The organism is Streptomyces sp. NPDC006332, assembly GCF_040612855.1.
Lineage (GTDB): Bacteria > Actinomycetota > Actinomycetes > Streptomycetales > Streptomycetaceae > Streptomyces.
Genome location: NZ_JBEXRA010000006.1, coordinates 39,343 through 53,618, shown reverse-complemented (window position 1 = coordinate 53,618; position 14,276 = coordinate 39,343). Strand labels below are relative to the sequence as shown.

At 72.0% G+C, this 14,276-nt stretch carries 13 protein-coding genes; 5 read left to right on the top strand and 8 right to left on the bottom strand.

Features of this window, described 5'->3' with window-relative positions:
* Positions 1 to 47: 47 nt before the first annotated feature.
* The 5 genes from folK to ABZ027_RS07775 all read right to left on the bottom strand — a co-directional run bounded on the left by folK (position 48) and on the right by ABZ027_RS07775 (position 4,758).
* On the bottom strand, positions 48 to 659 hold the full coding sequence (gene folK / locus ABZ027_RS07795; protein WP_356765479.1) for a 2-amino-4-hydroxy-6-hydroxymethyldihydropteridine diphosphokinase: 612 nt from the start codon (positions 657 to 659) through the stop codon (positions 48 to 50).
* The gene (folB, locus tag ABZ027_RS07790; RefSeq protein ID WP_356765477.1) at positions 656 to 1,015 is read right to left on the bottom strand and encodes a dihydroneopterin aldolase; all 360 of its coding nucleotides are present in this window, start codon (positions 1,013 to 1,015) and stop codon (positions 656 to 658) included. Before folB ends, folK begins: the two co-directional genes overlap by 4 nt.
* Before the next feature lie 291 nt (positions 1,016 to 1,306).
* Positions 1,307 to 1,810, bottom strand: a complete 504-nt coding sequence (locus ABZ027_RS07785) for a nuclear transport factor 2 family protein (RefSeq protein ID WP_356765475.1) — start codon at positions 1,808 to 1,810, stop codon at positions 1,307 to 1,309.
* A complete protein-coding gene (gene folP, locus ABZ027_RS07780) occupies positions 1,807 to 2,697 on the bottom strand; it encodes a dihydropteroate synthase (protein ID WP_356765473.1) in 891 nt (296 codons plus the stop codon). Before folP ends, ABZ027_RS07785 begins: the two co-directional genes overlap by 4 nt.
* A 249-nt stretch (positions 2,698 to 2,946) precedes the next feature.
* The gene (locus tag ABZ027_RS07775) at positions 2,947 to 4,758 is read right to left on the bottom strand and encodes a phosphatidylglycerol lysyltransferase domain-containing protein (protein WP_356765471.1); all 1,812 of its coding nucleotides are present in this window, start codon (positions 4,756 to 4,758) and stop codon (positions 2,947 to 2,949) included.
* Between the two features lie 172 nt (positions 4,759 to 4,930).
* Here ABZ027_RS07775 and ABZ027_RS07770 point away from each other — a divergent pair, with 172 nt between their 5' ends.
* Together ABZ027_RS07770 and ABZ027_RS07765 are read left to right on the top strand one after the other, a co-directional pair.
* On the top strand, positions 4,931 to 6,058 hold the full coding sequence (locus ABZ027_RS07770) for an alpha/beta hydrolase-fold protein (protein WP_356765469.1): 1,128 nt from the start codon (positions 4,931 to 4,933) through the stop codon (positions 6,056 to 6,058).
* A gap of 206 nt (positions 6,059 to 6,264) precedes the next feature.
* Positions 6,265 to 7,827, top strand: a complete 1,563-nt coding sequence (locus tag ABZ027_RS07765; RefSeq protein ID WP_356765467.1) for a hypothetical protein — start codon at positions 6,265 to 6,267, stop codon at positions 7,825 to 7,827.
* A 268-nt stretch (positions 7,828 to 8,095) separates the two neighbouring features.
* Here the strand turns inward: ABZ027_RS07765 and ABZ027_RS07760 are convergent, their stop codons facing one another.
* Complete coding sequence (locus ABZ027_RS07760) at positions 8,096 to 9,430, bottom strand: PH domain-containing protein (RefSeq protein WP_356765465.1); 1,335 nt, start codon at positions 9,428 to 9,430, stop codon at positions 8,096 to 8,098.
* The gene (locus tag ABZ027_RS07755) at positions 9,427 to 9,930 is read right to left on the bottom strand and encodes a PH domain-containing protein (RefSeq protein ID WP_356765463.1); all 504 of its coding nucleotides are present in this window, start codon (positions 9,928 to 9,930) and stop codon (positions 9,427 to 9,429) included. The genes ABZ027_RS07760 and ABZ027_RS07755 overlap by 4 nt, the downstream gene beginning before the upstream one ends.
* Positions 9,931 to 9,961: 31 nt before the next feature.
* Here ABZ027_RS07755 and ABZ027_RS07750 point away from each other — a divergent pair, with 31 nt between their 5' ends.
* Positions 9,962 to 11,113, top strand: coding sequence for an NADH-quinone oxidoreductase subunit D (locus tag ABZ027_RS07750; RefSeq protein WP_356765461.1), 1,152 nt, complete (start codon positions 9,962 to 9,964; stop codon positions 11,111 to 11,113).
* Here the strand turns inward: ABZ027_RS07750 and ABZ027_RS07745 are convergent.
* The gene (locus ABZ027_RS07745; RefSeq protein ID WP_356765459.1) at positions 11,078 to 12,142 is read right to left on the bottom strand and encodes an SAM-dependent methyltransferase; all 1,065 of its coding nucleotides are present in this window, start codon (positions 12,140 to 12,142) and stop codon (positions 11,078 to 11,080) included. The genes ABZ027_RS07750 and ABZ027_RS07745 overlap by 36 nt on opposite strands.
* A gap of 117 nt (positions 12,143 to 12,259) precedes the next feature.
* Here ABZ027_RS07745 and ABZ027_RS07740 point away from each other — a divergent pair, with 117 nt between their 5' ends.
* On the top strand, positions 12,260 to 13,459 hold the full coding sequence (locus ABZ027_RS07740) for a sensor histidine kinase (RefSeq protein ID WP_356765457.1): 1,200 nt from the start codon (positions 12,260 to 12,262) through the stop codon (positions 13,457 to 13,459).
* Positions 13,460 to 13,567: 108 nt separating this feature from the next.
* Positions 13,568 to 14,239 (top strand): response regulator transcription factor, encoded by a 672-nt coding sequence (locus ABZ027_RS07735; protein WP_356765455.1) that lies wholly within the window; start codon positions 13,568 to 13,570, stop codon positions 14,237 to 14,239.
* Positions 14,240 to 14,276: the final 37 nt, after the last annotated feature.

The following is a 14,276-nucleotide window of genomic DNA, read 5'->3' as shown; positions in this document are numbered from 1 at the left end:
TCAGCTCCCCGAGGTCCCACGGACTGTGGCCGTCTTGACCTTAACGGCTATTCGGGCAGCCGGAGTTCCAGGTCCTTGCGTGCTTCCACGCCCTCGCGGGTGACCGCGTCGAGCAGGTCGGCGACCGGGCCGCGGCCGGGCAGCTGGGCCTCGGGGTCCACGTCGTGCCAGGGGACGAGGACGAAGGCGCGTTCGTGGGCGCGGGGATGAGGGAGCGTGAGGTGCGGGTCGTCGATGACGACGTCGGCGTACGCCACGATGTCGACGTCGAGGGTGCGCGCGCCCCAGCGTTCGTCCCGGACTCGGTGGAAGGCCTCCTCGACCGCGTGCGCCCGCTCCAGGAGGGAGGAGGGGGGCAGGGTCGTCTTCAGGACCACGACCGCGTTGAAGTACGAGGGCTGGCTGCCCGGCTCCACGCCCCACGGCTCCGTCTCGTAGACCGGGGAGACCGCCTTGATGCGGACCCCGGGGGTGTCCTCCAGGGCGTCGATGGCGCCCTGGAGGGTCTCCAGACGGTTGCCGAGGTTGGCGCCGAGGGAGACCACGGCCCGTTTCGGGTTGTGGAGGGTCGTGTCGGCGGCGTCGACCTTCTCGACGACGGAGGCGGGTACCGGCTGTACGGTCGGGTCGCTGTGCCCCTCGGTGAAGAACGCGGTCATACTCGGCTCCGGGTGATGGTGACGGTCACGTCGTCGAAGGGGACGGTGATCGGCGCGTCCGGCTTGTGGACGCGGACCTCGATCTCCTCGACCCGTTCGTGCTTGAGGCAGGTCTGGGCGATGCGCTCGGCGAGTGTCTCGATGAGGTTGACCGGCTCGCCCTCCACGACGGCCACGACCTCCTCCGCCACGATGCCGTAGTGCACGGTCTTCGTCAGGTCGTCGTCGGCGGCGGCCGGTCGGGTGTCCAGGCCCAGGACGAGGTCCACGATGAAGGTCTGGCCCTCCTCGCGCTCCTTGGGGAACACACCGTGGTGCCCGCGGGCCTTCAGGCCGCGCAGCGCGACACGATCCACACGAATCACTCCTGCTGTCGTCGGTCACGGCCGGTCCGTACCGTGTGCGGCGGCACACCGGCCTCAGATGAATCTACCTGCGAGCACGGACAGGGCCCGGCCGCGGGGGCGCGGGCCCGCGCCGGAGCCAGGAGGTTTCATCGTGCGTTTCCCCTGGGGAACCCGGCCGCTCACGGGCTGGTAGCCGCCCATACCCGGCGGTTCGTGATTCCAACCACGTCCGGTCCCGGTCCCAGCCGCACGGGTGGCTCCCGCGCGGAGTTCTGGTGGCCCTGTGGGGCGCCTACCCACTCAGGCGGGGGTGTCGTCGCTTTCGTCCTCGTCGCTTTCGGCCAGAACGGGCGAGGCGTGGTGGGACCAGAGTTTCCAGCCGTCGGGTGTACGGCGGAACACGTTGGTGGCGACCACCAGCTGGCCGACGAGCGGGCCCAGCTCCTCGCCGCCCTCGGGGGCGGGCCCGCCGCTGAGGATGTTCTCGGTGCAGGTCACCAGGGCGGTGTCGGCGCTGACGGAGACGTGTACATCGGTGAGGAAGAACTGGATGTAGTCCGTGTTGGCCATGATCAGGGCGTACGACCTCAGGACCTCGCCGCGGCCGGTGAGTACAGGCCAGCCGGGGTGCACGCAGGAGATGACGCCGACGTCGGCGGGGTCGTGGTACTCCTCGTCGACGCCCAGGTCGGACGGGGTGAGCCAGATCGAGGACACCGTGTCGAAGTCGCCGCGCTCCATGGCCTCGTAGAAGGCGGTGTTGGCGAGTTCGACCTCTTCCACGTCCGTGTGGGGGGCGCTCACCGGACTCCTTCAGCGCCGTTGCCCGCGGTGCGCGCTCCCTCCATGGCGCGCGCGACCCGTACCGCGTCCGCGGTCGCGCGCACCTCGTGCACGCGGACCGCCCACGCGCCGGCGTGCGCCGCGAGCGCGGAGACGGCGGCGGTGGCGGCGTCCCGCTCGCGGGCGGGCGGCGGCGCGCTCCCGGGGCCGGCCAGGACGCGGCCCAGGAACCGCTTGCGGGAGGCGGCGACGAGCAGGGGGTGCCCGAGGGCGAGCAGGCGGTCGAGGTGGGCGAGGAGGGCGAGGTCGTGTTCGGCGTCCTTGGAGAAGCCGAGGCCGGGGTCGACGATGACGCGGTCGGGGGCGACACCGCCGGCGAGGACGGCCCCCACGCGGGTGTGCAGTTCGTCCACGACTTCGGCCACGACGTCCGCGTACACGCCCTTGACGTTGCCGCCCTGCAGGAAGCCCCGCCAGTGCATGACGACGAAGGGGGCCTGCGCGTCGGCGACGACCGGGATCATCGCGGGGTCGGCGAGGCCGCCGCTGACGTCGTTGACGAGGGAGGCACCGGCCGACAGGGCCTGCTCGGCGACGGAGGCGCGCATGGTGTCCACGGAGACGGTGACGCCCTCGGAGGCGAGACCGCGGACGACCGGGATGACGCGCTTGAGCTCCTCGGCCTCGTCGACCCGGCTGGCGCCGGGACGGGTGGACTCGCCGCCGACGTCCACCAGGTCGGCGCCCTCGGTGACGAGGTCGAGGCCGTGCTTGACGGCGGCCAGGGTGTCGAAGAAGCGGCCGCCGTCGGAGAAGGAATCGGGGGTGACGTTCACGACTCCCATGACCGCGCAGCGGCCCCATTCCGGAAGGCCCGCGACGCGCCCGCGTCCGCTCTGCTTGCTCATACGTTCAGCGTAGGCCCCGGGCGGGATCACAGGGGCCGGGGCCCGGCCGACGCGAGGGTGAGGCTGGAGCGGCGAACGGCCGCCCCCACTCGTCGCCGGCCGGCCCACGGTCTTCGTCCGGGGGTGCCCATGTCGTCCGCGGGTGGGCCGCGCGGTCGCCCGACGGTGACCGATGTCGTCGCCGGGCGACCGGCTCGGTCTTCATCCGGCGGCGCCCATGTCGTCGCCGGGCGAGCGGCGCGGTCTTCGTCAGATCGCCGCTCTGACGCTCCGTTCCGCGCCGTGGGCGCAGGCGTGCGCCTGGGGCGTGTGGTTGCGCAGGAAGCGTGGCAGGGGGAGGGCGAGGTTGACGAAGCCCTCCGCCTGCATCGCGGCGAAGCCGATGCGCGGCAGGTCGCCGGAGGCGCGGTAGACCACGAAGCGCGGCTCCCAGCGTGGCCGGAACTTGGCGTTGAACTTGTACAGGGACTCGATCTGGAACCAGCGCGAGAGGAAGACCAGCAGCCCGCGCCAGGCGCGCAGCACCGGGCCCGCGCCGATCTTCTCGCCGCGCGCGAGCGCCGCGCGGAACATCGCGAAGTTGAGCGACACGCGGGTGATCCCCAGCCGGGGGGCGGCCTGGAGGGCGGCCACGATCAGCAGCTCGTTCATGCCGGGGTCGGCCGAGCGGTCGCGCCGCATCAGGTCCAGGGAGGCGCCGTCCGTGCCCCAGGGCACGAAGTGCAGGATCGCCTTCAGGTCGCCGTAGGGACCGGGCTGGTCGTCCGCCTTGTGGGCGGTGGCGATCAGACAGTCGCCGTCCGCCGGGTCGCCGATCCGGCCCAGGGCCATGGAGAAGCCCCGCTCGGTGTCGGTCCCGCGCCAGTCCTCCGCGGCGCGCCGGACGCGCTCCAGCTCGGCCTCCCCGAGGTCACCCACGCGCCGTACCCGGGTCTCGTAACCGGCCCGCTCGATGCGTTTGACCATCTGACGCACGTTGCGCATCGCGCGGCCGGCGAGGGAGAAATCCGCGACGTCCACCACCGCCTCGTCACCCAGTTCGAGGGCGTCCAGGCCGGTCTCCCGGGTCCAGACCTCGCCGCCGGTCTCCGAGCAGCCCATCACGGCGGGCGTCCAGGAGTGGGCCGTGGCCTCGTCCATGAAGCGTTCGATGGCGCCCGGCCAGGCCTCCACGTCCCCGATCGGGTCACCGCTGGCGAGCATCACGCCGGAGACGACCCGGTAGGTCACGGCGGCCTTGCCGCTGGGCGAGAAGACGACGGCCTTGTCGCGGCGCAGCGCGAAGTGGCCCAGGGAGTCACGGCCGCCGTGCTTGTCCAGCAGGGCGCGCAGCCGGGCCTCGTCCTCCTGGGTGAGCCGCGCGGCGGGGTGTTCGGGCCGGAAGGCCAGGTAGATCGTCGTGACGGCGGTGAGCAGGCCCAGGGCGCCAAGGGAGAAGGCGACCGTCCATGAGGTGTTGCCCTGGTAGTCGACCGGGCCCTCGAAACCGAACAGGCCGTACAGCACGTGGGTGATGCGATCGGCCAGGCTCGGGTCGCCGACCATGCGTCCCGGGTGGACGCTGACAATGAGCAGTCCGAGGACGAGGGAACCGGCGCCCATGAGGACGAAGTTGGCGAGCGCGCGCCACCGGCTGCGCGGGTCGGGCAGGGCCACGAACTGGTCACGGTGGCGCAGCAGGGGCGCGAGCAGCGCGAGCGAGATGAGCACGCCCACCAGCGAGTGCCGGTACGTGAACTGCGCCACCGCGCCGGCCGGGAGCAGCACCACGGCCGCGCGCCAGGCCCGGCGCTTGTGGCGCTTGAGCCCGTGGGCGAGCAGCAGCAACAGGACGCCGGCGCTGAGCGAGAGCGCGGCGGCGAACGGCCCGAGCGCGCCGGGCAGCACCTCGGCGAGGGTGTGCATACGGCTGTGCCGGAAGCGAGGAAAGACGCCCGCGGCGATGTCCAGCAGGCCTACGAGGGCACAGGCTCTGCCGACGAGGGACGGTACGGCTTCGGGGCGCGGGCCATGGAACAGGCGCCCCACCCGGTGTGATCGGACCGGAACCTGGCCCGACATTTCCTCATCTGTCCTGACAGACATCGCATCCCGTAGTTCTGCGAGAGACCTTGGATCCGGTACCGATTCGGGCATCCGGCGACATTGCGCCCTCTAGGACGGTGTCTTGCACGGAGAGGTTCACTCATCTCTCCAAAGCGGGGTCAAAGGACGAGGAAAGCGGAAGCAACCAATGGGTCTCACAAGCAACAACACGCTGGCACTGGCGGTCCTGGCGGCGCTGATGCTGTTCGTCGGCACGGTGTGGCTGTGGCCGCGGCTGGCGCGGCGGTCCTGGCGGACCGTCGGCGGGCGGGTGGGACTGCTGCTCGCGACCCAGCTGGTGCTCTTCGTGTCGGTGGGCCTCGCCGCCAACCAGGCTTTCGGGTTCTACGCGTCCTGGGCGGACCTGTTAGGCCGGGAGACCGCCCAGGGTGTGGTCGTCGACCACACCGCCGGCGCTTCCCCGGGCCGGCCCCTCCAGGTGATCGATACGGGAAGGGTGCGGGGTGCGACCGGGCTCGGGCCGTCGACGGGCGGGCAGGTCGAGAAGGTCGACATCGTGGGCCGTACGACAAACATCGCCACCCGCGCGTATGTCTACCTGCCGCCCGAGTACTTCCAGCCGCGATACCGGACCCGGACCTTTCCCGCGGCCGTCGTGCTCACCGGTTATCCGGGCACGGCACAGGCGCTGGTGAGCAAACTCCACTACCCGCGCACGGCTTTGGAACTCGCCGAGGACGGCCGTATGCAGCCGATGATCCTGGTGATGCTCCGGCCGACCGTGGCGCCGCCGCGGGATACCGAGTGCGTGGACATCCCGGGGGGCCCGCAGACCGAGTCGTTCTTCGCCAAGGACCTGCCCGACGCCGTACTGGCGCACTACCGGGTCGGCAGGAAACCGGGCAGCTGGGGCATCATCGGCGACTCCACGGGCGGCTATTGCGCGCTGAAACTCGCCCTGCACCACCCGGGGGTGTACGCCGCCGGGGCGGGCCTGTCGGCGTACTACGACGCTCCCAAGGACGCCACCACGGGCGATCTCTTCCACGGCGACAAGGGACTGCGTGACCGGGCGAACCTGGACTGGTACGTCAAGCACATGCCGCCGTCCGACACCTCACTCCTCGTCACCAGCAGCAAGGCCGGCGAGTCGAACTACAAGGACACGCTGAAGTTCATAGACCGGGTGAAGGCAACCGGGTTGACCCACATCTCGTCGATCATCCTCGAAAGCGGCGGCCACAACTTCAACACCTGGCGGCGGGAGATTCCGCCGACGCTTCAGTGGATCAGCGGACGACTGGACGGCAACTGAAAACGATCTTGCGGATCTCGCTCTTCTCGGCGGCCCTTCTGGCGGCCTCTTCTTGCCGGTCCCGTCCGGCCAATCTCGTCGATCCTGCCGATCCTGCCGAATTCAGTGGCGGATCTGATTCCTGATGACGTGTGAAGGCTGCGGGATGGCTGTGTTTTTACAGCCCGGGGCTCCATGATTCACCTACGCGCGGTAAGTTTCTGGCCATGCCACGTGGACGTCACCGCCATTCACCGCCCTTGCACAGGCTGCTGCCCCCGTCGGCGATCGCTGGCGTCTCCCTCCTCTGCGCGCTCGGCCCCTGGGTGTTCACCCAGCCGATGATGCTCCGCGGGCTGGCCGCGGCCGCCGCGGTGACGGCGATCGTCGGCGCCGTCGTGATGCGCCACTGGGACACGCAGGCGGGCAAGCAGGTCGCCGAGCTCACGCGCGCGCGGGCGAGCGACGAGTGGCGGTACGAGGAGCGGGTCGCCGAACTGGAGACCGACCTCGACGAGTCGCGCGAGCTGCGGGTCAAGCTGGAGCAGCGGCTGCGCGCCAAGCGGTCGGAGCTGGCGGGGCTGCGCAACGAACACGCGGCACTGCTGCGGCGGTACGCCACGGCGGAGACGGAGCGGGCGAGCGCCCTGGAGGGCCGTCGGCTGCTGGAGATAGAGACCGCGGCGCCGACCCGCGAGCTGTTGCCGGCGCCGGCCGCGTCCACCGAGGCAGCGGGGGCTGTGGCAGCCCCGGCCGAGCCTGCGGCCGACGTGGACGGGAAGCCCGAGGCTCCCGCGGCCTTCTCACCGTCGGCCTCCCAGCTGTACCTGCGGGCGAAGGGGGCGCTGGCGCGCTTCGGCGACGAGGGCGACGAGGGCGACGAGGGCGACCGTACGGCGAAGGCCGAAGCGGAGGCCGAAGCGGAGGATGCGGGGGCGGAGGACGCGGCGTCGGACGGCGCCGAGTCTGAGGTCGCCGAAGCGAGGGACGCCGAAGCGAGGGACGCCGAAACGACGGACGCCGAAACGACGGACGCCGAAACGACGGACGCCGAAACGACGGACGCCGACGCTACGGACGTCGACCCGGAAGCCGACGCCGAGCCGCTCGTGGACGCCGATCCCGTCACCGACGTCGAGCCCGTCACGACCGGCGAGGCCAAGAGCGTCGCGTCCAAAACCACCGCGTCCAAAACCACCGCCTCCACAACCATCGCGTCCAAGAACACCCCGCCCAAGAGCCTCGCCAAGGGCAAGGCGAAGGACATCCGCAAGGTCGAGCAGAAGACGGCCTCGGACGGCGGGTCGGTGAAGGCCGGTTCCGCCGAGGGGGCCGCCGCCGGCGCCGCCGGGAACGGCAAGCCGGAGGCCGCGCCGGAGGACGAGGCCCAGGGGAAGCCCGAGGCGGTCGACGGGCATCAGCGCGCGACCGCCGCAACCACCACGGCCAGGGCGGCCCAGCCCACCCAGCAGCCCTCCGGACACTTCGTCGCGCCGACCGCGGTGGCGGTCGTACCGTCGGCTCCCGCGCGACGCCACACGGTCGAGGGCGGTTTCGACTTCTTCGGTACGAAGCAGGGGGCCGAGCCGGCCGCCCTGGAGGCCGTGCAGAACGAGGACCTCGCCGACGTGGTCGGTCAGGAGGCGCTCGCCCTCCACAAGGCCGAGGCCGAGGCGGACTTCAAGACGGCGGACGAGCAGGCGCCGCCGGTCAGCCAGGTGATCGACCTGACGGCCCACGACGAGACGGAACAGATCGACCTGCAGGGGCTGCGGAGCGCGGTGTCCTAGGGGGTGTCCGCAAAGTCCCGCCTGCCCCGCGACGCCCGGCACGCCTCCCCCACTGCCTTAAGGGCGTGGGAGGTGCCCCCACTCGCCGCACCGGGCGAACACCCGAGTACGACCAGTACGCGGGCGTCCGCCCGGCACTCCCCCAGCCTTCGGCCGGGGGGACCCCCAGAGCACGCTCCCCCACTCTCGGCTGCGCTCGAGCGGGGGGACCCCCATGACGCCGCAGGGCCCGCCCTTCGGGCGGACGACGCGACTTTGCGGAGACCCCCTACGCCATCCACCGGTCCGGTCGCGCGTCGCGTCGTCCGGTCCGTGATCTCTCCGCCTGCTCCCGCAGCAGGCGCGCGGCCTCCTGGGCGTCCCGCAACCGGGCTGTCACCGTCTTGTTGGCCCCCGTGTCCACCTCGACGTCGGCGACCCGCCACAGGCGCTCCCACGGGCCCTGGGTGAGCCGTACGCTCTGCACCTTCGCGTGCGGGACGAGCGACAGCCTGCGGCGCAGCAGGCCTTGCCGCACCGCGAACACGCTGTCGTCGACGGCGAGTCCGTACCCCCGCCACCACACCGGCGCGCACCGCCCGGCCCTCCGGGGCGGCCGGGACAGCGCCGACCGAGGCGGCACGGTCGCCCCGGGCAGCACCCGGGCGACGACCGATTCGGCCACCTCGCGCGGAGCGACCGGTACCAGCACCGAGTTGGACGACCCGGCCACGTCCAGCTCGACCCGCACCCACCCCCGGCGCCGCCACAGAAGCGGCTCCACAATCCGTACGGTCTGCACGCGCCCGGGCGGCACCGTCTCGTGCGTGCGGTCCAGCAGCCCGTGGTCGATGCGCAGCCCGTCCGGGGACTCACCGACCGTCCAGTCGTACTCGCCGACGAACCGCCCCACACTGCTCGCGCCCGCCGCGCCCAGCAGCGGCACGCCGGTCGCGAGGACCGTCCACACGCTGTGGGTGGCCAGCCACAGCACCGGCGGCACGACGAGCGCGGCGGCCAGCGCGCCCCAGGTCGCGCCGGTCAGCACCAGGGAGACGGCGAGCACCCGCGGCGGCACCCGCAGCAGCTCGCGGGAGGGCGCCTCACCGACCTCGTGCGCCGTCTCGGGCGCGAAACCGGCGGCGCGTGCGAGGAGTTCGGCGCGCAGCGCACGCGCCTCATCCTCGCCGAGGAAGGCCAGTTCGTCCTTCTTGTCCGTGCCGACGACGTCGAGCTTGAGTTTCGCGACGCCCGCGATCCGCGCGAGCAGCGGCTGGGTGACGTCGACGGCCTGGATCCGCTCCAGCCGGATGTGCGCGGTGCGCCTGAACAGCAGGCCGGTCCGTATGCGCAGTTCGCTGTCGGTCACCGCGAAGTGGGTGAACCACCAGGTCAGGAAGCCGTAGAGAGCGGCGGCCGGTATGAGTACGGCGAGCGCGACCAGCAGCATGGTGGTGGTCAGCCTGGCCAGCTGGCGCTGCGTCTGGTCGGGGTCGTGCGCCGCCCACCCGATGAGCACCGCGACCGGCGCCCACGCCCGTCTGAGCGGCGTCACGGGGTGCAGCCTCCGTTCGGTCAGGGGCCGCTTCTCGCGTACGTCGTCCTCGACGCCCGGCGCGGTCACAGCCCCGCCGATCGGGCCTCGCCGAGCTCGGTGAGCCGGTCGCGCAGCCGTTCCGCCTCGGCCGGGTCGAGCCCCGGGATGGCCGCGTCGCTCGCCGCGGCCGCCGTGTGCAGCTGCACGCCGGCCAGCCGGAAGTGGCGTGCCAGGGGCCCGGAGGTGACCTCCACCAGCTGCATCCGCCCGTACGGCACCACGGTCTCCTCCCGCCACAGCACGCCCCTGCTGATCAGCAGGTCGTCGGCGCGTTCGGCGTAGCGCCAGGAACGCCAGTTGCGGCCGAGCATCACCCACCCCCACGCCATGAGCGCCAGCGGCAGCAGCGCGAACGACGCCCAGGCGGGCCCGACGACCAGCCCGAGCGGCAGGCCCAGCCCCAGGGCCAGCAACCCCAGCCACACCACCAGCAGCAGCCGCCGCATGCTCAGCAGCCTCGGCGGCAGCCCGGTCCACACCGGCTCGTCCCCTGTGGTGCCCGTGTCTGGCGCGCTCCCCGTCTCCATGGCGTCAGCGTACGTAGGAGAGACTGGGTCCATGACTCCCACGACGGAGACCATGGTCGGAATCGGCGGCGCCGCGGAGAGCACCGACATGGTGCTCAACATCGGCCCTCAGCACCCGTCCACCCACGGCGTACTGCGCCTCAGGCTCGTCCTGGACGGCGAGCGGATCCAGCACGCCGAGCCGGTGATCGGCTATATGCACCGCGGCGCGGAGAAGCTGTTCGAGGCGCGTGACTACCGCCAGATCATCATGCTCGCCAACCGCCACGACTGGCTGTCGGCGTTCTCCAACGAGCTGGGCGTGGTCCTCGGCGTGGAGCGCATGCTCGGCATGGAGGTGCCCCCGCGCGCGGTGTGGACCCGCACCCTGCTGGCCGAGCTGAACCGGGTGCTGAACCACCTGATGTTCCTGGGGTCGTATCCGCTGGAACTCGGCGGGATCACGCCGGTCTTCTACGCGTTCCGGGAGCGGGAGGTCCTCCAGAACGTCATGGAGGAGGTCTCCGGCGGCCGGATGCACTACATGTTCAACCGCGTCGGCGGCCTCAAGGAGGACCTGCCGGCCGGCTGGACCACCCGCGCGCGGGCCGCCGTCGCCGCCGTGCGCTCCCGTATGGACCGGTTCGACGACCTGGTGCTCGGCAACGAGATCTTCCGGGGGCGCACGCGGGGCGTGGGCGTCCTCGCGCCCGAGGCCGTGCACGCCTACGGAGTGAGCGGGCCGATCGCGCGCGCCTCGGGCGTCGACTTCGACCTGCGCAGGGACGAGCCGTATCTCGGGTACGGGGAGCTCCAGGACACCCTGAAGGTGGTGACCAGGACGGAGGGCGACTGCCTGGCCCGCTTCGAGGTCCTCCTGGAGCAGACCCACAACGCCCTCGACCTGGCCGACGCCTGTCTCGACCGGCTCGCCGACCTGCCGCCGGGACCCATCAACCAGCGGCTCCCCAAGGTCCTCAAGGCGCCCGAGGGCCACACCTACGCGTGGACCGAGAACCCCCTCGGCATCAACGGCTACTACCTGGTCAGCAAGGGCGAGAAGACCCCGTACCGGCTGAAGCTGCGCTCGGCGTCGTACAACAACATCCAGGCGCTGGTGGAGCTGCTGCCGGGCACGCTGGTGGCGGACATGGTGGCGATCCTGGGATCACTGTTCTTCGTGGTCGGGGACATCGACAAGTAGGTCCCCCGGGGGTGTCACGAGCAGGTCCCCCAGGGGCGCGTGCGGAATTCCGACCGGCTGCAGCAGCCACCCGAAGTCGCCGAGTCCGCCCGTCGCGGTGAGCTCGGCCGCCTCCCCGGCGCTCGCGAGGGCGCGCACGTAAGCCGTGGGTTCCGTGGACGCCAGTGCGAGCGGGGGGCGTGCGCCGGTGAGGCCCAGGGCGTGCAGGGCGGCGCGCTGGGTCAGGACGCGCCCGTGGGGCAGTGCGCACGCGTCCAGTGCGACATGTGCCGTGAGGTCGCAGGAGCCGTCGGGCACGGGCGACGTCTCCCGCCCGTTACGGAAGCCGGTGAGCGTTCCGAACGGGGGGCGCGTGTCCACCGTGTGCGCGTAGTCCACCGCCACCGCGAGCCCCCGCTCCACGGCGGCGACCGCCGCCGCCCACGCCTCGTCCCTGGGCAGCCCGATCTCGGCCCGCAGCCCCTCCTCGGCCGGCAGCGGCCACCACCGGGCCAGCCACTCGGCCGCCGGACCCCGGACCGGCTCGCCCAGGCGCTCCCGTCCGTCCTCCCGCACGCGCACCAGCCGGGGTACGCCCGCGGCGTCCACCTCGGCGACCTCCACGGGCACGTTGTCCAGCCACTCGTTGGCGAACAGCAGCCCGGTGACCCCCCGCGGGGGCTCGGCCAGCCACTCGATCCGGTGATCGAGGTCGGCGGGTCGCTCGGCGATCTCGACGGCGTACCCCCGCGTTCGGGCGGCCACCTCGGCGGGCAGCGCGGCGAGCACGCCCGCGGCCAACTCGCCGCGCCCCGCGGCCATGTCGACGAAGTCGAGCTCGGCGGGCCGGCCGAGCGCCTCGTCGACCCGGCACAGCAGCCGGGCCACCGCCCGCGCGAACAGCGGCGACGCGTGCACGGACGTACGGAAGTGCCCGGCCGGCCCCTCCGGCCTGCGGTAGAACCCCTCCGGCCCGTACAGCGCCGCCTGGCCGGCGGCCCGCCAGCCGCGCCAACCGTCCCTGTCCAGCCCCGCGTTTTCCTCCGTCACGTCGTCAGGCTAAGCGCACCGGGGAACGAAGCCTCCACCTTGCGGAGTATGCGCGGGACCTACGGATCGGTCCTCCGGTTGACCCTGCACGCATCCGGCTTCCCTACGCTGGGTTACGTGCAGCGCCTCTACGACTTCCTCCGCAGACACCCGACCTGGTTCGACAGCTTCTGGGCCGTCTTCCTCCTCGGGGTCTCCGTGGCGGGAGAAGAGGCCCGCCAGGCCTCCCCCGGCACCGATTCCCTCGGTGTGATCGTGCCGATCGTGCTCCTGCTGAGCCTGGTGACAGCGCTGCGCCGGCGGATGCCGGAGAAGATGCTGCTGCTGGCCGTCGGCCTCGGTGTGGCGCAGGTCGTGCTGGACGTCGAGACGCTGGCCGCCGACTTCGCGCTGCTGGTGATCGTCTACACGGTGGCCGTGACCGGCGCCCGCTGGGCCTCTCGGCTCGCGCTGGCCGCGGGACTGTGCGCGGCACCCGTGGCGCAGCTGCGGTGGCCGACCGACGAGGGCGCCCTGAGCAACGTCGCGCAAATGGTCTTCCTGATGGTGCCGTTCGCCCTCGCCTGGGTGCTCGGCGACTCGATCCGCACCCGCCGCGCGTACTTCGCGCAGCTGGAGGAGCGGGCCGCCCGTCTGGAGAAGGAGCGCGAGGCGCAGTCGAAGGTCGCGGTCGCCGCCGAGCGGGCCCGGATCGCCCGTGAGCTGCACGACGTCGTCGCGCACAACGTGTCGGTCATGGTGGTCCAGGCGGACGGCGCCGCCTACGTCCTCGACGCCGCCCCCGACCAGGCGAAGAAGGCCCTGGAGACGATCTCCTCCACCGGCCGCCAGGCCCTCGCCGAGATGCGCCGCCTGCTGGGCGTGCTGCGCACCGGAGAGCACCAGGAGGGCGGCGAGTACGTCCCGCAGCCCGACGTGGAGCAGATCGAGGACCTCGTCGAGCAGTGCCGAGACTCCGGACTGCCGGTCGACTTCAAGATCGAGGGCACCCCGCGCCCGCTGCCCAGCGGCGTCGAGCTCACCGCGTACCGCATCGTCCAGGAGGCCCTGACCAACACCCGCAAGCACGGTGGGCCCAACGCGGGCGCCAGCGTCCGGCTCGTCTACTTCGACGACGGGCTCGGCCTGCTCGTCGAGGACGACGGCAAGGGCGCCCCGCACGAGCTGTACGAGGAGGGCGGCGTCGACGGCCGGGGGCACGGACTGATCGGCATGCGGGAGCGGATCGGCATGGTGGGCGGCACCCTCGACGCGGGCCCACGCCCCGGCGGAGGATTCCGCATCAGCGCCCTGCTCCCGCTCAAAGCAGCGCACTGACGCCGACATCCGCACCGTGTTGACACCTGTAACGACCCCGCCGACCCCGGCGCGACCCCTGTGAACCCCCGACGGACTCCCGACCGACAGAGAACGGAAGAGGCCCCGATGACGATCCGCGTGATGCTCGTCGACGATCAGGTGCTGTTGCGCACCGGGTTCCGGATGGTGCTGGCAGCCCAGCCGGACATGGACGTCGTCGCGGAGGCGGGCGACGGCGTGGAGGCGCTCGAGGTGCTGCGTTCGACTGCCGTGGACGTCGTCCTGATGGACGTCCGGATGCCGAAGCTGGACGGGGTGGAGACCACCCGGCGCATCTGCCTGGAGTCCGACCCGCCGAAGGTACTGATCCTGACCACCTTCGACCTCGACGAGTACGCGTTCTCCGGGCTGAAGGCGGGCGCCTCCGGCTTCATGCTCAAGGACGTGCCGCCGGGTGAACTGCTGGCGGCCATCCGCGCGGTGCACAGCGGTGACGCGGTGGTGGCACCGTCGACCACGCGCCGCCTGCTCGACCGCTTCGCGCCGATGCTGCCGAGCGCCGGCAAGGAGCCCCAGCACAAGGGGCTGGAGCGGCTCACCGAACGGGAGCGCGAGGTCATGATCCTGGTCGCGCAGGGCCTGTCCAACGGTGAGATCGCGGCCCGGCTCGTGCTGTCCGAGGCGACCGTCAAGACCCATGTGGGCCGCATCCTGACCAAGTTGGGGCTGCGCGACCGGGTGCAGGTGGTCGTCCTCGCGTACGAGACGGGGCTGGTGCGCGCGGGCGGGCACGGTTAACGGTCCGCGATCGTCGGTCAGAGGTCAGAGGTCAGAG